Origin of the sequence: Niveibacterium sp. (assembly GCF_041909475.1) — a bacterium.
GTDB lineage: Bacteria > Pseudomonadota > Gammaproteobacteria > Burkholderiales > Rhodocyclaceae > Niveibacterium.
The window spans coordinates 24,829-43,455 of record NZ_JAYRDJ010000012.1; the positions used below are offsets into that span (position 1 = coordinate 24,829).

The 18,627-nt window shown below is 62.3% G+C and carries 15 protein-coding genes; 12 read left to right on the forward strand and 3 right to left on the reverse strand.

From position 1 onward, the window contains the following. The first annotated feature begins 146 nt into the window (after nucleotides 1-146). The 7 genes from ACE3P0_RS09925 to ACE3P0_RS09955 all read left to right on the forward strand — a co-directional run bounded on the left by ACE3P0_RS09925 (nucleotide 147) and on the right by ACE3P0_RS09955 (nucleotide 9,937). Nucleotides 147-2,798 (forward strand): alpha-amylase family glycosyl hydrolase, encoded by a 2,652-nt coding sequence (locus ACE3P0_RS09925; protein WP_374402367.1) that lies wholly within the window; start codon nucleotides 147-149, stop codon nucleotides 2,796-2,798. Between the two features lie 664 nt (nucleotides 2,799-3,462). After that, nucleotides 3,463-5,610 carry an ATP-binding protein gene (locus tag ACE3P0_RS09930; protein ID WP_374402369.1) on the forward strand — a complete coding sequence of 716 codons (2,148 nt, stop codon included), beginning with the start codon at nucleotides 3,463-3,465 and terminating at the stop codon, nucleotides 5,608-5,610. Continuing rightward, a complete protein-coding gene (locus tag ACE3P0_RS09935) occupies nucleotides 5,610-5,987 on the forward strand; it encodes a response regulator (RefSeq protein ID WP_374402371.1) in 378 nt (125 codons plus the stop codon). Before ACE3P0_RS09930 ends, ACE3P0_RS09935 begins: the two co-directional genes overlap by 1 nt. Then, nucleotides 5,980-6,426: a chemotaxis protein CheX gene (locus ACE3P0_RS09940; RefSeq protein ID WP_172199588.1), complete on the forward strand. Its 447-nt coding sequence runs from the start codon at nucleotides 5,980-5,982 to the stop codon at nucleotides 6,424-6,426. The genes ACE3P0_RS09935 and ACE3P0_RS09940 overlap by 8 nt, the downstream gene beginning before the upstream one ends. A gap of 36 nt (nucleotides 6,427-6,462) precedes the next feature. Then, a complete protein-coding gene (locus tag ACE3P0_RS09945) occupies nucleotides 6,463-7,497 on the forward strand; it encodes a sulfate ABC transporter substrate-binding protein (RefSeq protein ID WP_374402373.1) in 1,035 nt (344 codons plus the stop codon). Nucleotides 7,498-7,545: 48 nt separating this feature from the next. After that, nucleotides 7,546-8,586: a phosphate ABC transporter substrate-binding protein PstS gene (pstS, locus tag ACE3P0_RS09950; RefSeq protein WP_374402375.1), complete on the forward strand. Its 1,041-nt coding sequence runs from the start codon at nucleotides 7,546-7,548 to the stop codon at nucleotides 8,584-8,586. Between the two features lie 136 nt (nucleotides 8,587-8,722). Beyond that, nucleotides 8,723-9,937: a CaiB/BaiF CoA transferase family protein gene (locus tag ACE3P0_RS09955; protein WP_374402508.1), complete on the forward strand. Its 1,215-nt coding sequence runs from the start codon at nucleotides 8,723-8,725 to the stop codon at nucleotides 9,935-9,937. 64 nt (nucleotides 9,938-10,001) lie between these two features. Here ACE3P0_RS09955 and acnB read toward each other — a convergent pair whose 3' ends face one another. The 3 genes from acnB to ACE3P0_RS09970 form a co-directional block, all read right to left on the reverse strand. After that, a complete protein-coding gene (acnB, locus tag ACE3P0_RS09960) occupies nucleotides 10,002-12,593 on the reverse strand; it encodes a bifunctional aconitate hydratase 2/2-methylisocitrate dehydratase (protein WP_374402377.1) in 2,592 nt (863 codons plus the stop codon). A gap of 45 nt (nucleotides 12,594-12,638) precedes the next feature. Continuing rightward, complete coding sequence (locus ACE3P0_RS09965; RefSeq protein WP_374402379.1) at nucleotides 12,639-13,544, reverse strand: CoA ester lyase; 906 nt, start codon at nucleotides 13,542-13,544, stop codon at nucleotides 12,639-12,641. 184 nt (nucleotides 13,545-13,728) lie between these two features. Continuing rightward, nucleotides 13,729-14,721, reverse strand: a complete 993-nt coding sequence (locus ACE3P0_RS09970) for a malate dehydrogenase (RefSeq protein ID WP_374402381.1) — start codon at nucleotides 14,719-14,721, stop codon at nucleotides 13,729-13,731. A 194-nt stretch (nucleotides 14,722-14,915) separates the two neighbouring features. Between ACE3P0_RS09970 and ACE3P0_RS09975 the strand changes: the two genes are divergently transcribed. The 5 genes from ACE3P0_RS09975 to ACE3P0_RS09995 form a co-directional block, all read left to right on the forward strand. Continuing rightward, nucleotides 14,916-15,644, forward strand: coding sequence for a GntR family transcriptional regulator (locus ACE3P0_RS09975; RefSeq protein ID WP_374402383.1), 729 nt, complete (start codon nucleotides 14,916-14,918; stop codon nucleotides 15,642-15,644). A gap of 77 nt (nucleotides 15,645-15,721) precedes the next feature. Continuing rightward, the gene (gene sdhC, locus ACE3P0_RS09980) at nucleotides 15,722-16,117 is read left to right on the forward strand and encodes a succinate dehydrogenase, cytochrome b556 subunit (protein ID WP_374402385.1); all 396 of its coding nucleotides are present in this window, start codon (nucleotides 15,722-15,724) and stop codon (nucleotides 16,115-16,117) included. Nucleotides 16,118-16,120: 3 nt separating this feature from the next. Further along, a complete protein-coding gene (gene sdhD, locus ACE3P0_RS09985) occupies nucleotides 16,121-16,468 on the forward strand; it encodes a succinate dehydrogenase, hydrophobic membrane anchor protein (protein ID WP_374402387.1) in 348 nt (115 codons plus the stop codon). Next, nucleotides 16,469-18,241: a succinate dehydrogenase flavoprotein subunit gene (sdhA, locus tag ACE3P0_RS09990; protein WP_374402389.1), complete on the forward strand. Its 1,773-nt coding sequence runs from the start codon at nucleotides 16,469-16,471 to the stop codon at nucleotides 18,239-18,241. A gap of 37 nt (nucleotides 18,242-18,278) precedes the next feature. Further along, nucleotides 18,279-18,627, forward strand: a 349-nt coding sequence (locus tag ACE3P0_RS09995) for a 2Fe-2S iron-sulfur cluster-binding protein (protein WP_374402510.1), incomplete at its 3' end; no start/stop codon positions are given.

The following is an 18,627-nucleotide window of genomic DNA, read 5'->3' on the forward strand; positions in this document are numbered from 1 at the left end:
GCAGTCCGGCTCGTTCTTGCCGGCCCGTTCGCGGCTCATGGATCGCCGCGGCTTGCTGTCACTCCCGATTACGCGCAGCGCTGCCGCTTACTGCGGCGCGCGGGGGCTTGTGCCCCGTTTCGTTCAATCCAGAGGAGTGAAGCTGAATGAAGCGTTTCCATCCTTGGCCCGCAGTGGCCATGACCGCAGTAGCCGCTGCGCTGCTTGCCTCATGCGGAGGCAACGACAAGACCGACCCCCCGGGGTGCTGTGATCCACTGCCACCGCCGCAGTTGCTGCATGTGGCTTCACCGGAGTGGCAGGATCAGATCGTCTATTTCGTGATGACCGATCGTTTCAACGACGGTGATCCGAGCAACAACGACCAGGGGGCGGGGGAGTTCGACCCGGCCGATGGCGCCAAGTACAGCGGCGGCGACCTGCGTGGCGTGGAGGCCAAGATCGACTACATCAAGGGCTTGGGGGCAACGGCGGTGTGGGTGACCCCGCCGGTGGCGAACCAGTGGTGGGATCCGCTCAACAACTACGGCGGCTACCACGGTTACTGGGCCAGCAACTTCATGGAAGTCGACAAGCACATGGGGACTCTGGCCGATTACAAGAGCCTGTCGTCCTCATTGCACAAGTCGGGCATGTACCTGATTCAGGACGTTGTGCTGAACCACACCGGCAATTTCTTCAGCTATCGGGGTGGCTACGACGCGGCAGACCCGACCAAGTTCCTTGTGATGAACACCGCGTCCAAACCCGGCGCCGCGCCAACGCAGTCGCCTTTTGATCTGAACGATCCGCGCAACGCGGACCATGTAAAGGCTGGCATCTACCACTGGACGCCCAGCATCAGCGACTTCCAGGACGCGACGCAGGAGAAGAACTATCAACTCTCCGACCTCGACGACCTGAACACCGAGAGCCCTACGGTGCGCGACGCGCTGCGCAAGAGTTACGCGTACTGGATCAAGGAGGTGGGTGTCGACGGTTTCCGCATCGACACTGCGTTCTACGTACCCCCCGACACCTTCAAGGACTTCCTGTACTCGACCGACACGACCAACCCCGGCATCGTCGCTGCCGCCAAGGCAACGGGCCGCGAGAACTTCCTCTCCTTCGGCGAGGGGTTCGCTTCCGATCGTGCCTATGAAGACTCGAAGGCGAAGAAGATCGACAGCTACATGACCGATCCGGTCACCGGCGAGACGATCCTGCCGGGCATGATCAACTTCCCGCTCTACACGTCGGCAGGCGATGTGTTTGCGCGTGGTCGCCCGACTGCGGAACTCGGCTACCGCATACGCGACGTGATGACCACGCACAAGCGGCCCCACCTGATGCCGAGCTTCCTCGACAACCATGATGTGGATCGATTCCTCGCAGGGGGTTCAGAGGCCGGGCTCAAGCAGAACCTGTTGATGATGATGACGCTGCCTGGTATCCCGGTGATTTACTACGGCACCGAACAAGCCTTCAAGGAACAGCGCGCCGCGATGTTCAAGGCGGGCTACAAGTCGGGAGGGAAGGACAACTTCGACACTACCGCCCCGCTGTACCAGTACATCGCGCAAGTCAGTGCGCTGCGCAAGGCGAACAAGGTGTTCTCGCGCGGTACGCCGACGGTGCTGAAGGAGAACGGCGCTGCCGCTGGCGTGTTCGCCTACAAGATGAGCTGGAACGGCACGACCGCCTTTGTGGTGTTCAACACCGCCGACGGCGAAACCTTGCTCGACAACCTTGAAACCGGGCTTGCGGCTCACGCCGTGCTGAAGCCGCTGTTTGCAGCAAGCGGCACCGCAACGCAGGCCTTCGCTGACAAGAACGGCCGCCTCTCGATGAAGCTGCCCGCCCGCAGTGCCTACGTCTGGCTTGCGACGGCGGACACAGCGAGTGCGGTGGACCCGACCGCCACGATCAGCATGACGGCTCTGAATGACGTGAAAGAGGCGGGTGATTTCACCGTCAGCGGTGTCTCAACCGAACTCGCGAACTTCAAACTGGTGATCGACGGCGATGTGGCGCACGCTCAGACCGTTACCCCGGCGGGCGACGGCAGCTGGTCGGCAACGGTGGACACCGCAACGATGATCGACCCGACGATCCGCCACAGCATCGTCGCCTGGAGCGAAGCCTCCGCCGTGCTCTCTAACAGCGGTAGCTTCTTCGTCGATCGTCCGTTCGTGAAGCTTGCCGAGGTGGTGGACCCGGCCGGTGATGATGTTGGGCCGACGGGTGTCTACAAGTACCCGACGAACGATTCCTGGGGCAGCAACCGCCAGCTCGACTTGCGCAAAGTCACGGTATCCGGCGCTGGCGGGGCGATGCGCATCGACGTGCAGACGAACAAGGTCACAACCGTCTGGAATCCGGCGAACGGCTTTGATCACGTGGCCTTTACGATCTTCATCGAAGTGCCCGGAAAAGCGGGCGGTGTGACAGCGATGCCTTTGCAGAACGCTGTGTTGCCAGGCGGGATGAAGTGGCATTACCGCCTTCGTGCGCACGGGTGGTCGAACGCCATCTTCACTTCATCGGGCGCGAGTGCCAGTAACGAGGGGACGAACGCCTCGCCCGCCGCCGGCTTGAAGGTGGATACCGCGACGAATACGGTCAGCTTCATCCTGCCCGACGCGTCGCTTGGGAAGCTGTCGTCGCTGTCTGGCGTGAAGGTCTACGTGACGACCTGGGACTATGACGGTGGCTATCGTGGCCTGTCGCCAACAACCCAGGAATGGGCGTTCTGGGGCGGTAATGGAGCGACTGATCCACTGGTGATGGACGACACGACGGTGATCAGTTTGCCCTGATCGTTGTCAGTTCTTCTGCTGAAAAAAAGGGCGCCATCGGCGCCCTTTTTTTGGCAATTAAGGAGATGTAATTCGGAATTGGTTGGTTGTGCAAACGAAACGAATAAGGGTGATTAGTGCTTTGTGCTTCCTGATTTTGAGTAACAACTGTAGGAATTGATATCCATGCATGACGGATAAATACCTACATGCCAATTCAGAAAACGGAAAATGACATCTAAATGGGATATGCGCCCATATCTATGGTCCTGGTGTTCATTTGCCGTGCAGTACAAAGTCGCTTTACCAAGCTGATTACGACAAGAACAGCCATGCAAAACAGTGCTTTATGGCTTCTTCCACGAGCCTTGATCGGTGCCGGATTGCTCAAATTGAATGACGCTCTGTGTCATTTCGTGGTGCAAAAGCGCGACCGTTCATTTGTCATAAAGTGCCGTTTGTCGCTTCGCAATTAATTCGACAAGCGGCGTTAAATATTCACGCCTAAATCAGAATGGAGGCGCCCGTTTGAGCTGACGGTTTGCAATTGAAGGCACTTTGCGTGGCGGGTTCGCAAGGTGGTTTCTTTCGATAAACCGTTGGATGGGGCGGTTCGATCGCTGCACGGACTTTGCCGCGCACGACGAATCGCAAGGGCGCCGCCTTCATGGAAGGGGCGTAGGCAATGCTGAAACTTGGATTGGGCAAATACCGCTCGATCGTCATTCTGATCACGCTGTTTCTGGTGTTCGACGTTGGCGTGCTCGGGATGACCTTCGTGATATCCCGCCAGCTGACGGCGGACGCGATCTCGATCAACCTCGCTGGCCAGCACCGTTATCTGGTGCAAAAGCTCGCCAAGACAGCGCTGTTGATCGATCAGGATGCCACCCAGGGCACCTTTGACAGCAGCGGCCGATCGAGCCTGAACGAGGTCAAGGACCTCATCGCAACCGCCGATCGCTTCAACGCGATCATCAACACGTTTGATGGCGGCGCGAAGCTACCGGACATGGCCGAAGAACTGGCGCTGACCCCGAGCCAGGACGAGCAGGCGGCCGCGATGTTCGCCTTGGTGAAGGATCTCTGGGCGCCGATCAACAGCGAAGTGCAGTCGCTGAATCAGCCAAAGGATGGCCACCGCCCGGATGTCGGCCCGCTATTGCAGGTGCTGATTCCGAACAACTTGAACCTGCTGGCAAGCTCGCATCTGCTGACGAGCCGCCTCGAAGCCCTGTCTGCGGCAAAGGCCGCAAGGCTGCGCGCGGTGCAGATGGCCGGCATGGCGGCCGCGTTGATCAACTTCGCCTTCATCCTCTACAGCTTCCTCGGCCAGTTGCGCAAGAGCGACCAGGCGGTGGAGCGCGCGCAGCGTGAAACCGAAGACATCCTGCGGACCACACAGGAGGGGCTCTTCCTGCTCGACCCGGATTTCCGCATGGGGTCGCAAACCTCCCATGCGCTGTCGCGCATCATCGGCGTGGAGGCCAAGGGCGGCGAAAACTTCCTCGATCTGCTCAAGCCCTTGGTGACACCGAAGGCCTATGACACCACCAAGGAGTACATCGAGCTGCTGCTGCGGCACGACGTGAAGGAAAAGCTCGTCGCCAGCCTCAACCCGCTCGACTGCATTGAAATCAGCGCTGTGAAGCCGAGCGGGGCGGTGGAGTCGCGCTTCCTGCAGATCCGCTTCAACCGGGTGCTGCAGGGCAACAAGGTCACGCACCTGTTGGTTACGGTCAACGACATTACTCGCCGCGTGAAGCTCGAGCGCGAACTGAAGGACAGCGAGCGCCGCGTGCAGGATCAGATGGGCATGATGGTGAACATCCTCCAGGCTGATCCGCGGCAGTTGCAGGACTTCCTGCGGGCTGCGAGCGACGGTCTCAATCAGATCAACGAGGATCTGCGCACCGCGAGCCCGACGACCGGCGTATCCACGCCGCGGGTCGACGCCATGATGCGCATCGCCCACCGCTTGAAGGGCGACGCCGCGGCGTTGCAGCTCGAAGCGGTGTCGCAGTCACTGCACGCCTTCGAGAATGTGCTTCAGGAGTTGCGCGTGCTGACTCGCCGCTCCAGTGAAGACTTGCTGCCCGTCGCGGTGCGGGTAAAGGGGCTGTATGCCGAGATCGCGGCAATCCAGGATGTGATTGCACGCATCGGTCAGGTGCGTGGCGTCGTCAGTGTCGAGCCGCCCAAACCGGCGCATGACCCCGAACTGGCGGCCCAGGCCTTCGTGCGGCAGTGGCGCGGCTTCGCGCAACAGCTCGCGCAGCGGCACGAGAAGCAAGTCGAGCTGAGTTATCAAGGCCTCGATATCGAACTGCTCAACCCGCAGTTGCGCGACGCGGTGAATACCACGGTGAATCAGTTCATCCGCAACGCCGTGGTGCACGGGGTCGAGAAGCCGGCGGATCGCAAGATGCGTGGCAAGTCCGAGGCGGGGCGGCTGTCGGTGTACGTCTCCGACCAAGGCGACGGCACGATCGAGCTGAGCTTCCGGGATGACGGACGCGGCATCAACCCTGAAAAGATCCGCGCCGCTGCCATCCGCTCCGGGCGCATCGCGGCCGACGCGGCGAAGGCGCTTGATGCGCGCCAGCTGACGCTGATGATCTTTGAGCCCGGCCTTTCCACCCGCGATCAGGTGGACGAAGACGCAGGGCGCGGCGTCGGCCTTGATGCAGTGAAAGACCTGATTACCCGGCTCGGCGGCCGGATCCGCATCGGCACGACCAGTGGTGAGTACTGCCATTTCCGTGTGCAGCTGCCGGTCAAAGTGGAGCCGCGCGACGACCACATTGATGCCCCGATCAAGGAGGTGGCCTGATGGCACTCAAGCTCATGATCGTGGATGACTCGAACATCATCCGCAGCAAGATCACCCGAACGCTCACGCAACACGATATGCAAGTGGTAGCGACGGCAAGCAACGGCGAGGAGGCCGTCAAGCTGTTCGGCACCCACAAACCGGATGTCGTGACGATGGATCTGACCATGCCGCGCATGGATGGGCTGGAGTGCATCCGCGCGTTACGCAAGATCGATCCGGGCATCAGCATCCTTGTGGTCTCAGCGCTGGCGGACAAGGCCACGGCGATCCAGGCCCTGAAGGAAGGTGCTCAGGGCTTCCTGTGCAAACCGTTCTCCGAAACCGACCTCACCGAGGCGATGGAGGAACTTCTGGGGGAGGACGCTCATGGATGAGCAACAACTGCGTGTCTTCATCGACATCGTGAGCCAGTACTTCGAGCGCCAGACGGGCAAGGCGCCGGAGGTCGGAAGCCCGTATCTGGGCGATGCAAGCGCGCTGCCGATCTACGACTTTACCGGCGTGATCGGTATCTCCGGCGAGCGCCAGGGCTGCGTGTACGTCACCGCGCATCGCGATCTGCTGCGGCAACTGTTGCTGCACGTGGGCGAGGCCGATGTGTCGGATACCAATCTCTGCGATCTCGTTGGCGAGGTGGCCAACACCATTTCGGGCAACGCACGTCGTTACTTCGGGCCGGATTTCATGATCTCGGTGCCGGTCGTCGTGTCGGGCAACGCGCGTGCGATCCAGGTGCCGCGCAGCGTCAAGGCCTACATCCTGCCACTGCGGTGGCACAAGTTTGAGGCGGCACTGGTCGTGAGCCTTCAGTAGTCGGGCAACGCGCAGGGTCAAGCCAGGAGACGGAACATGACAAGCTGGGCAGCAAGAGCAGGGGTGTGGCAGGTTGGGTTGGTACTGGGGCTGGTGGGTGTGTGCGGCGCGGGCGCAACTGCCCGTGCCGACACCACCCTGATCAACGCTTCGTCGAACATCAATCAGGAGATGTTCCAGGAGTACAACGCCGCGTTCACGCGCTACTGGCGCGGGAAGACCGGCGAGGCGGTGACGATCAAGCAGACACACGCGCAATCCACGAACCAGGTCGCACGGATTCGCAACGGCGAAGAGGCGGATGTGGTGACGCTGGCGGTGTCACTGGATATCGACACGATCGCCGCCGCGGGCCTTATGCCGAGCGATTGGCAAGGCCGGCTGGCTAACCACTCGTCGCCCTTCACGTCGACCGTGGTGTTCCTCGTGCGCCGCGGCAATCCGCGCCAGATCAAGGACTGGAACGACCTCGTGCGCTGGGGCATCAACGTCGTCACGTCGAATCCCAAGAGCTCCGGCATTGCGCGCTGGGGGCATCTGGCGGCCTATGGCTATGCGCTCAAGCAGCCGGGTGGCAACGATGCGAGCGCGAAGCTCTTCCTCAAGCGCCTGTACGGCAACAACCGTGTACTTGAGTACACCGCGCGCGGCGCCAACAACGCTTTCACGAAAAACAAGATCGGTGACGCGATGATCACGTGGGAGAGCGAGGCGCTTCAGCTCGTTGCAGCTGCGCCGGACGACTACGAGATCGTGGTCCCGAGCGTATCGATCGTGGCCGAGCCGCCGGTTGCGCTGGTCGACAAGATGGTCGAGAAACGGGGCACGCGGAAGCTTGCCGACGCCTACCTCAACTACCTGTACTCGCCCGAGGCGCAAGAGCTGCTGGTGAAGTACTACTACCGGCCCGCAGACGCCGCAATCGCCGAGAAGTACAGCAAACGTTTCAAGCCCCTGAGCCTGTTCCGGGTGGATGAGGTCTTCGGCAGCTGGCAGCAGGCGTTCAAGACGCACTTCAGCGATGGTGGCGTGCTGGATCAGGTCTACGACCCGTATCGCAATGCGTCGTAAGCGCGCGATCGGGCAGGCCGGGTGGAACGGAAACGGAAAGGAACGACAATGAAAACGCTGTTGTGTCGGGCCGTCGCGGCATGCGCGATCGCCGGGGTTTCGATCATCGTTCAGGCGGCGGAGGTGACGGGGGCCGGCGCATCGTCGCCGCGGCTGGTGTACCTGAAGTGGGCGGAGGCCTACGGCAAGGCAACCGGCAACACCATTCGCTACCAATCGATCGGTTCTGGCGGCGGCGTGAAGGAAGTGACTTCGAAGAGCGTGGACTTCGGCGCGTCCGATATTCCGCTGACCGAATCTGAACTCGACAAACGTGGCCTGGTGCAGTTTCCAGTACTCGTTGGCGCCGCGGTGCCCTTCGTGAACCTGCCCAAAGTGGCGGCCGGCGAACTGCGCCTGACCGGCCCGCTACTGGCAGACATTTTCCGCGGCCGCCTGACCCGCTGGGACGACCCGCGCATTGTAGACATCAATCCGGGCGTGTCCTTGCCGGCCATGTCGATCGTTGTCGTGCGGCGTGACGATGGCGCCGGCGTTTCGTACTTCCTTACGCACTACCTCGCCAAGGTGAGCCCGGAGTGGCGCGACAGCATTGGGGTGGGCAGCGCCGTGCAGTGGCCCGTTGGCCTCGGGGGTAAGGGTGATGAAGGCGTCGCCAACTTCGTCAGGCGTTTGCCGGGTGCCATTGGCTATGTGGAGTACGGATACGCCCGCGCGAACAAACTGGCCTACGTGAGCATGCAGAACCGCAGCGGTACGTTCGTTGCCCCGGATGAGAAGAGCCTTGCGGCCGCAGCGCGTAGCGCGGCATGGGAGAAGAGCGCCTTCGGCGAGGTGCTGAGCGACCAGTCGGCACCCGAGGCCTGGCCGATCGCAGGCGCCAGCTTCGTGATGCTGCAGCGTACGACGGACAAGCTTGCGCAGGCGGCCGCCGTTGTGAAGTTCTTTGGCTGGTCTTGCCAGAACGGCGGCAAGTTTGCGTTGGACGGCGGCTATGTTCCGCTGCCGGGCGAAACGGTGAACCAGCTCGGCGCCGCGTGGCAGCGCATCAAGGACCCCGCCGGCAAGACCATCGCAATGTTGGAGTGATGGTGCGCGACGCTGAGAAGACAACTGCATCGCGAACGCGGAAGACGAGGTAAGCATGTTGGAGACTGATCCGGCACTCAGGGGTGTCTTGCCCCGTAAAGGGGTGCGCAAGAAGGGCGCGCAGGCGAGCGCGCCGATGCGCCCGGTCGGCGCCCTCTCGCACGTGCGGGTGCTGGATCTGTCACGCGTGCTGGCGGGCCCGTGGGCGACGCAGTTGCTCGGCGATCTTGGCGCCGAGGTCATCAAGATCGAACGGCCCGGCCGCGGCGACGACACGCGCACCTACGGGCCTCCGTGGGCGAAGGACGAAGCGGGCGAAGACACCGATGTCTCCGCCTACTACCTGTGCGCGAACCGAAACAAGGAATCGATCACTGTCGACTTCACCCGCGCGGAGGGTCAGGCACTGCTGCGCGAACTGGCTGCGCAATCCGATGTGCTGGTCGAGAACTTCAAGGTCGGTACGCTCGCGCGCTACGGCCTCGATTACGAAACGCTCGCGGCAATCAACCCGCGCCTGATCTACTGCTCGATCACGGGCTTCGGTCAGGATGGGCCTTACGCGGAGCGTTCGGGCTACGACTTCCTGATTCAGGGCATGGGCGGGCTGATGAGCGTCACGGGCGCGCCGGATGGCACGCCGACCAAGGTCGGTGTCGCACTGGCCGATGTCATGACCGGGCTCTATGCCAGCAACGCGATTCTCGCCGCGTTGGCGTGGCGCGAGCGCAGCGGGGAAGGGCAGCATATCGATCTCGGCATGCTGGATGTGCAAGTGGCTGCGCTGGCCAATCAGGCGCTCAATTACCTTTCAAGCGGCAAAGCGCCTGCACGTGTCGGCAACGCCCATCCGAACATCGTCCCTTACGACGCGTGCCCAACCGCCGATGGCCACATGATCCTTGCGATCGGTAATGACGCTCAGTTTGCTCGCTTCTGTATCGAGGCCCGCACCGATTGGCTCGGTGACGCACGCTTCGGGAGTAACGCGGCGCGGGTACGCCATCGCGATGTACTGGTTCCACTGATACATGACGTCACCCGAAGGCGCACCACGGCGGAGTGGATCGCAGCGCTGGAGGCGGCGGGCGTGCCCTGCGGCCCGATCAACACGATTCCGCAGGTCTTCGATGATCCCCAAGTTCGCCACCGCGGCATGCGCATCGAAATGGCGCATCCGTCCGCTGGCAAGGTAGCGCTGGTAGGGAGCCCGATCCGTATGTCGAAAACGCCGCCCACCTACCGCCGCGCACCGCCAAACCTCGGTAGCGATACGCGCGATCTGTTGGCGCGGCTGTTGGGCAAGGAGCGCCCGCTGCTCGATGCATTGCACGAGCAAGGCGTGATCTGAAGGAACAAAAGAAAAACGCCCCGCATCTCGCGATGCAGGGCGTTCAGGCTCAGGTCATTGGCGGTCAGACTTCGACGGCCTTTGCTGCGTCCTGGTACTCGGCGATCTGATCGAAGTTCATGTACTTGTAGATCTTGCTGCCGTCAGCGTTGATCACGCCCATGTCAGCGTGGTACTCCTCGACCGTCGGGATGCGTCCGAGCTTAGATGCGATCGCGGCCAACTCGGCCGAAGCCAGATACACGTTGGTGTTCTTGCCCAAGCGGTTCGGGAAGTTACGCGTCGAGGTGGAGACCACCGTCGCACCTTCACGTACCTGTGCCTGGTTACCCATGCACAGCGAGCAGCCGGGCATTTCGGTGCGTGCGCCGGCGCTCCCGAAGACGCCGTAGTGGCCTTCCTTGGTCAGCTCGGCAGCATCCATCTTGGTCGGCGGCGCAATCCACAGTTTTACCGGGATATCTCGCTTGCCTTCGAGCAGCTTGGACGCGGCACGGAAGTGGCCGATGTTGGTCATGCACGAACCGATGAACACTTCGTCGATCTTCGCGCCGGCGACTTCGGACAGCAGCTTCGCGTCGTCCGGATCGTTCGGGCAGCAGAGCACCGGCTCCTTCAGATCGTTGAGGTCGATCTCGATCACCGCGGCGTACTCGGCATCCTTGTCCGCTTCGAGCAGGTTCGGGTTGGCCAGCCATGCCTCGACCGCCTTGATGCGGCGTTCAAGCGTGCGCTTGTCCTGGTAGCCGTCGGCGATCATGTTCTTCATCAGCACGATGTTGCTGTTGAGGTACTCGATGATCGGTTCCTTGTTCAGCTTGACCGTGCAGCCGGCGGCCGAACGTTCAGCCGACGCGTCGGAGAGCTCGAAGGCTTGCTCGACCTTCAGATCCGGCAGGCCTTCGATTTCGAGGATGCGGCCGGAGAACACGTTCTTCTTGCCTGCTTTCGCAACGGTCAGCAGGCCGGCCTTGATCGCGTAGTAGGGGATCGCGTGCACCAGGTCGCGCAGCGTGATGCCGGGTTGCATCTGGCCCTTGAAGCGCACCAGCACCGACTCAGGCATATCCAGCGGCATCACGCCAGTGGCGGCGCCGAAGGCGACGAGGCCCGAGCCCGCCGGGAACGAAATACCGATCGGGAAGCGCGTGTGCGAGTCGCCGCCGGTACCCACGGTATCGGGCAGCAGCAGGCGGTTGAGCCAGCTGTGGATCACGCCGTCGCCCGGGCGCAGCGCAACGCCGCCACGGCTGCTGATGAAGGCTGGCAGCTCGCGGTGCGTCTTCACGTCAACCGGTTTCGGGTAAGCCGCGGTGTGGCAGAAGGACTGCATCACCAGGTCGGCCGAGAAGCCGAGGCAGGCCAGATCCTTCAGCTCGTCGCGCGTCATCGGGCCGGTGGTGTCTTGCGAGCCGACGGTCGTCATCTTCGGTTCGCAGTAGGTGCCGGGGCGCACGCCCTGGCCTTCCGGCAGGCCGACCGCGCGGCCGACCATCTTCTGCGCCAGCGTGAAGCCAGCCTTCGATTCGGCCGGCGGCTTCGGCAGGCGGAACAAGGTCGAAGCGCCAAGGCCGAGGAACTCGCGCGCCTTGCCGGTCAGCGAACGGCCGATGATCAGGTTGATACGACCGCCGGCACGCACTTCGTCGAACAGCACGTCGGACTTGAGCTTGAACTCGGCAACCGTCTCGCCGTTCTTTAGGATCTTGCCGTCGTACGGCAGGATGTCGACGACGTCACCCATCTCCAGCTTCGACACGTCGACTTCGATCGGCAGCGAGCCCGAGTCTTCCTGCGTGTTGAAAAAGATCGGTGCAATCTTGCCGCCGAGCGTAACGCCACCGAAGCGCTTGTTCGGCACGTACGGAATATCCTGGCCTGTTGCCCAGATCACCGAGTTCGTGGCGGATTTGCGCGACGAACCGGTACCGACCACGTCGCCCACGTAGGCAACCAGGTTGCCCTTCTTCTTCAGGTCTTCGATGAACTGGATCGGGCCGCGCTTGCCGTCTTCCTCGGGCTTGAAGGCCGCATCCGGGCGGGTGTTCTTCAGCATCGCGAGGTAGTGCAGCGGAATGTCCGGGCGGCTCCAGGCGTCCGGCGCCGGCGACAGATCATCGGTGTTGGTCTCGCCCGGCACCTTGAACACGGTGACGGTGATCTTCTGGTCGACTTCGGGGCGGCTGGTGAACCACTCCGCATCGGCCCAGCTCTGAATCACTTCCTTCGCCTTGGCGTTGCCAGCGCGAGCCTTGTCCGCCACGTCGTTGAAGAAGTCGAACATCAGCAGCGTCTTCTTCAGGCCTTCGGCGGCCACGCTGGCGACTTCGGCATCGTCGAGCAGTTCGATCAGCGGATGCACGTTGTAGCCGCCGACCATGGTGCCCAGCAACTCGGTTGCCTTGGCCTTGGAGATCAGAGCGACCTTGATGTCACCGTGCGCAACGGCGGCGAGGAAGCTGGCCTTCACCTTGGCTGCGTCGTCGACGCCCGGCGGCACACGGTAGGTGAGCAGGTCGACCAGGAAGGCTTCTTCACCTGCCGGCGGATTCTTGATCAGTTCAATCAGGTCGGCCGTTTGCTTGGCATCCAGCGCAAGCGGCGGGATTCCAAGGGCGGCGCGTTCGGCGGCGTGTTGGCGGTAGGCTTCTAGCACGGTGAGGTCCTCCGGTTTGCTGTCAGGATGCCGTTCGGCATTCGGTTAATTGGGGTTGGGGGTGAAAAACCGTTGCTCGGCCTCGCTGGGCAGCGTCATCCCGGTAGACCGGGCGCGCACGAGCAAATTCCAGTAGTGGCGGAACGAACCGCGATCGTGCAGGCGTGTGCCGACCCGGATCGGTCCCCAGTTCGCATCCTGCGCAGCACAAACGATGCCAGCGGCCTCGGTGACTTCATCGGCGGCCGGCCGCATGCCTTGCAGGATCGGTTCGATCTGTGCGGGGTGAATGCTCCACATCCGCAGGTAACCAAAATCGTTACGTGCACGCCGGGCATCGTCGAAGGCGACTTGCGCATCGTCGAGCACGGTGGTCACGTTGTGCGTCGGAATCACACCGTGCGCAATCGCAGCGGCGACCACTTCGCACTTCGCACGCGCCACTATTGGATGCGTGAATTGGCTAGGGGAACGCATCGCAGTACCCGGAATCGCACCGTGATGTTCCGACACGAAATCCATCAGGCCGAAGTCCAGGGTTTCGATACCGGGCAGGGCGGCGATCTGCCATGCCTGGTGCAAGGCGCCGTGCGTCTCCATGAGCGCGTGCAGCGGGATCTCGCGTTTGAGCCCGAGGCGCGATTCGATGTTGCGCAGGGCTGCCAGCGCGGTTTCGATATCTGCCGCACCGCGTGCCTTCGGCACGGTGAGGAAGGCAATCCGGTCTGCCGCGCGACCGAGAATGATCTCAAGGTCGTCGTGCCAGCTCGGGTGCGTGACATCGTGAATGCGTGCGCCGATGCGTCCGAAAATATTATCGGCACCTGCGATCAGGCTGCCGCAAAGTTCGGCGTGCGCGCGTTCCGCGCCAGTGGGCGCGCCGTCTTCGCAGTCGAGCGTGATGTCGAAGACCGGCCCCATTTGTTGCTGCAAGGCGATCGCCTTGCGCATGTTCTTTTCCGACCCGCAGTAGTGATCGACTGCGGGAATCGCCGGCAGCGGTCGGCTGCCGGCGAACAGCACTGCATCAGGATGTAATGGCGCGCCCCCTCGTTCGCCAAGCGGCGATTCACCCGCGGAGGGTGAGTGAGAAGAGCCGGGGCGCGTGTTGTCCATTGACCAGACGCCTTCCGCGTTACACCAGCAGGTCGGCGACGCCGGCGCGCTCTTCTTCGAGTTCCTTCAGCGTGAAGTTCATGCGATCACGCGAGAACTCGTCGATCTCCAGGCCTTGCACGATCTTGTACTCGCCATTGGCCGTGGTGACCGGGAAGCCGTAGATGATGCCTTCCGGAATGCCATAGGAACCATCGGACGGGATGCCCATGGTGACCCATTCGCCGTTCGAACCAAGCACCCAGTCGCGGATGTGGTCGATAGCGGCGTTAGCGGCGGAAGCGGCGGACGACAGGCCACGCGCTTCGATGATCGCGGCGCCGCGCTTGCCAACGGTCGGCAGGAAGGTGTCGCGGTTCCAGGCTTCGTCGTTGATCAGCGCCTTCACGTTGTCACCGTTGGAGGTGACGTAGCGATAGTCGGCGTACATCGTCGGCGAGTGATTGCCCCACACGACGAGGCTCTTCAGACTCGACACATCGCGGCCCGACTTGGCAGCCAGCTGCGACAGCGCACGGTTGTGGTCCAGACGCAGCATGGCCGTGAAGTTGCCCGGCTTGACGCGGCCGTACTTCGTGGCGGTCGCCTTGGCGATGTAGGCATTGGTGTTGCAGGGGTTGCCGACGACCAGCACCTTCACGTTCGGGTCGGCGTACTGGCCGATCGCTGCGCCTTGCACGGTGAAGATCTTGGCGTTCTCGGTCAGCAGATCCTTGCGCTCCATGCCCGGGCCACGCGGGCGTGCGCCGACCAGCAGCGCGACTTGCGTGTCCTTGAACGCGACGGCCGGATCGTCGGTTGCGATCATGCCGGCGAGCAGCGGGAACGCACAGTCTTCCAGCTCCATCATCACGCCCTTGACCGCCTTCTGGGCCTGGGGCAGATCCAGCAACTGAAGGATCACCGGCTGATCCTTGCCGAGCATTTCGCCCGAGGCAATGCGGAACAGCAGGCTGTAACCGATCTGACCGGCGGCACCGGTGACGGTGACGCGAACGGGAGCTTTGGCCATGTGTGACTCCTTTATCTATGCTGGAGAGCGCGGCCCTGCGCGCAGGTTCTGAGAGGGCGCCGCGGCGCCTGCCGTCGGCAATGTGGCTATCATCCTAGGCCAGAATTCAGACAGTGTCAAAAGCTAACTTATGTCTTATATAAGACAGGAGATGCATTATAGACACACTGGTTTTTCTGTGCTTGAATGCGGTCATGGTGAACCTGTCGCCCACCTTCAGCCCGCTCTACCAGCAGATCAAACGCCTGATGATTCAGGCGCTTGAGTCGGGGGAGTGGCGCCCCGGTCAAGCTATCCCGAGCGAGCAAGAGCTCGCCGTGCGTTTCCAGGTCAGTCAGGGAACCGTTCGCAAAGCGATCGACGAGCTGGCTGCGGACAACCTTCTGATCCGCCGTCAGGGCAAAGGTACCTTCGTTGCTTCGCACGCCGACCCGCGCGCACTGTTCCGTTTTCTGCGCCTGACGCCGCTGTCGGGTGAAATCGTCCCGCTCAAGAGTGAGCCGCTCGACTGCTGGCGTGCCAAGGCGGGCCAGGAAGCGTCGCGCAACCTTGGCATCGAGTTGTCCGCGCCGATCATCATCATCCGCCGCGTGCTCAAGCACGAATCCAAGCCGATCGTTGTGGATGAGATCTACCTGCCGGGTGAGATCTTCTCCGGCCTGAATATCGAAATGTTGCGTGACTGGCAGGGCTCGATTTACGGCCTGTTCGAGTCGCGTTTCGGCGTACGGATGTTGCACGCCCGCGAGAAGATCCGTGCCGTTGCAGCCGATCGCAATGTCGCTGAGACGCTGGGCGTGGCTGAGGCGTCCCCGCTGCTGTCGGTCGAGCGGGTGGCCTATACCTATGGGGATAAACCGGTGGAATGGCGTCGTGGTTTGTATTCCACGGCGGAGCATTACTACCTGAACGAACTGAGTTGAGGCTGCAGCTTGGCCCGTGGCCAGTTGCAGGCAAGAGAACGGCGGGTCGAGTGACGCGCCCCTGTGAGAGGTGAAGCATGTCAGATACAACAATCAAGAAACCGAGACCCAAGCATCTCGACCTGAAGGTGATCCGCCTGCCGCTGCCCGGATTCGTGTCGATCCTGCATCGCGTCAGCGGTGCCGGGCTGTTCCTGATGCTGCCGGTGCTGCTGTGGCTCTTTGGTTCAAGCGTTGGCGGGCCAGAGGCCGTCGCACAAGCGAAGTCGGTCGTTGCGAATCCGCTGGTGAAGTTGGTGTTGTTTGGCCTGTTGTGGGCTTATTTGCATCACTTCTGCGCCGGCATCCGCTTCCTGCTGCTCGACATGCACAAGGGGCTCGATCTGCCGACGGCGCGCAAGAGTGCCGGTGCCGTGCTGGCCGTGAGCCTGACACTGACGGTGCTGATCGGCGCCAAGATTTTCCTGGGGTAAGCCATGCAAAACCGAATCGTCGTTGGTGCCCACTACGGCTTGCGCGACTGGCTTGCCCAGCGCGTGACCGCCACCGTGATGGCGCTTTACACCGTTTTCTTCGTCGTCAATCTGTTCTGTCTGCCGGAGTTCTCTGCAGAAGCCTGGCGTGCGATGTTCGCAGGCGGGTTCATGCGCTTCGCGACCTTCTTGTTCTGGCTTGCACTGTTCTTCCACGCCTGGGTTGGCGTGCGGGACATTTTCATGGATTACATCAAGCCGGTCGGCGTGCGCCTGATTGCGCACTCGGTCGTCGCTTTCCTGCTGATCGGCTATGCGGGCTGGGCAGCCCAGATTCTTTGGAGGCTGTAAGTGAAAGTCGCTAAGCGTACGTTTGATGCGGTGATCGTTGGCGCTGGCGGCGCCGGCATGCGCGCCGCGATCCAGCTCTCCGAGGCTGGTCTGAAGACCGCCGTGCTGTCCAAGGTCTTCCCGACCCGTTCGCACACCGTTGCAGCGCAGGGCGGCGTTTCGGCCTCGCTCGGCAATTCCGAGCCGGATCACTGGCACTGGCATATGTACGACACCGTGAAGGGGTCGGACTGGCTGGGTGACCAGGATGCGATCGAGTTCATGTGCCGCAAGGCGCCGGAAGTGGTGGTCGAGCTTGAGCACTTCGGCATGCCGTTCGACCGCACCGACGAGGGCAAGATCTACCAGCGCCCGTTCGGCGGCCACATGTCGAACTTTGGCGACAAGCCGGTTCGCCGCGCCTGTGCGGCGGCCGACCGCACCGGTCACGCGATGCTGCATGCGCTGTATCAGCGTAACGTCAAAGCGAACACCCAGTTCTTCGTCGAATGGATGGCGCTCGACCTGCTGCGCGGCGAAGATGGTCGCGTGCTGGGCGTGATCGCGATGGAGATGGAAACCTCGGAAATCGTGGTGTTCCAGGCCAAGGCGACGTTGTTCGCAACCGGCGGTGCGGGTCGCATCTTCGCCTCGTCGACCAACGCCTTCATCAACACCGGTGACGGCCTCGGTATGGCTGCACGGGCCGGCATTCCGCTGGAAGACATGGAGTTCTGGCAGTTCCACCCGACCGGCGTCGCCGGCGCCGGCGTGCTGATCACCGAAGGTGTGCGCGGCGAGGGTGGCATCCTGCGCAACGCATCGGGCGAGCGCTTCATGGAGCGCTACGCGCCGAACGCGAAGGATCTTGCCTCGCGTGACGTCGTCTCCCGCGCAATGGTCACCGAGATCAACGAGGGGCGCGGCTGTGGTCCGAACAAGGACCATGTGCTGCTCGACATCACCCACCTCGATCCGGACGTCATCAACAAGCGTCTGCCGGGCATCCGCGAGATCTCGATCCAGTTCGCGAATGTGGACCCGATCCGCGCGCCGATTCCCGTCGTGCCGACCTGTCACTACCAGATGGGCGGTATTCCGACCAACTACCGTGGCGAAGTTGTCGTGGATGGTGGCTCGGTGCCTGGCTTCTACGCTGCTGGCGAATGCGCGTGCGCCTCGGTGCATGGTGCCAACCGCCTTGGCACCAACTCGCTGCTCGACTTGCTGGTGTTTGGCAAGAGTTCGGGCGAGACGATGGTCGAGTACATCAAGGGGCAGAGCAACGCACAGCCCGACATTCCGCAGGCGGAGATCGACCGCTCGGTGGCGCGTGTCGATCGGTTGCTGACGCAGACCGGCGGCACCAACGTGCACGAGGTACGTGCCCAGATGCAGCAGACGATGCAGAAGCACTGCGGCGTGTTCCGCTTCAAGGACATGCTGGCGTCCGGCGTCGAGAAGATCCTCGAAGTCGAGAAGCTGGTGCAGCGCACCGAGATCAAGGACAAGTCCAAGGTCTTCAACACCGCACTGACCGAAGCGCTGGAGCTTGAGAACCTGATCGAGGTCGCGAAGTCGACCATGATTTCGGCGAACAACCGTACCGAATCGCGCGGCGCGCATGTGCGTGACGATGCGACCGATACACCGCAAACGCCGGACGGCCGCGACGACGCCAACTGGCTCAAGCACACGCTGTGGCATCGCGACGGCAATCGCATCGACTACAAGCCGGTGGTGATGAAGCCGCTGACCGTCGACACCATCGCGCTGAAGAAGCGCGCGTACTGATCTGCCATCGGAGGAACTACGCGTGGCAAACCGTACTATGAAATTCCAGATCTATCGCTACGACCCGGACAAGGACGCAGCGCCCTATATGCAGGACGTGTCGATCGAAGTCGACGCAACCGACCGCAAGCTGCTGGACGTACTCGTCAAGCTCAAGGCCAAGGACGATTCGGTTTCGTTCCGCCGCTCCTGCCGCGAAGGCGTGTGCGGCTCGGACGCGATGAACATCAACGGCCAGAACGGTCTGGCGTGCCTCACGGACATCGATTCGCTGAAGGAGCCGGTGCAGTTGCGCCCGCTGCCAGGGCTGCCGGTGATCCGCGACCTGATCGTGGATATGACCCAGTTCTTCAAGCAGTACCACTCGATCAAGCCCTACCTCGTGA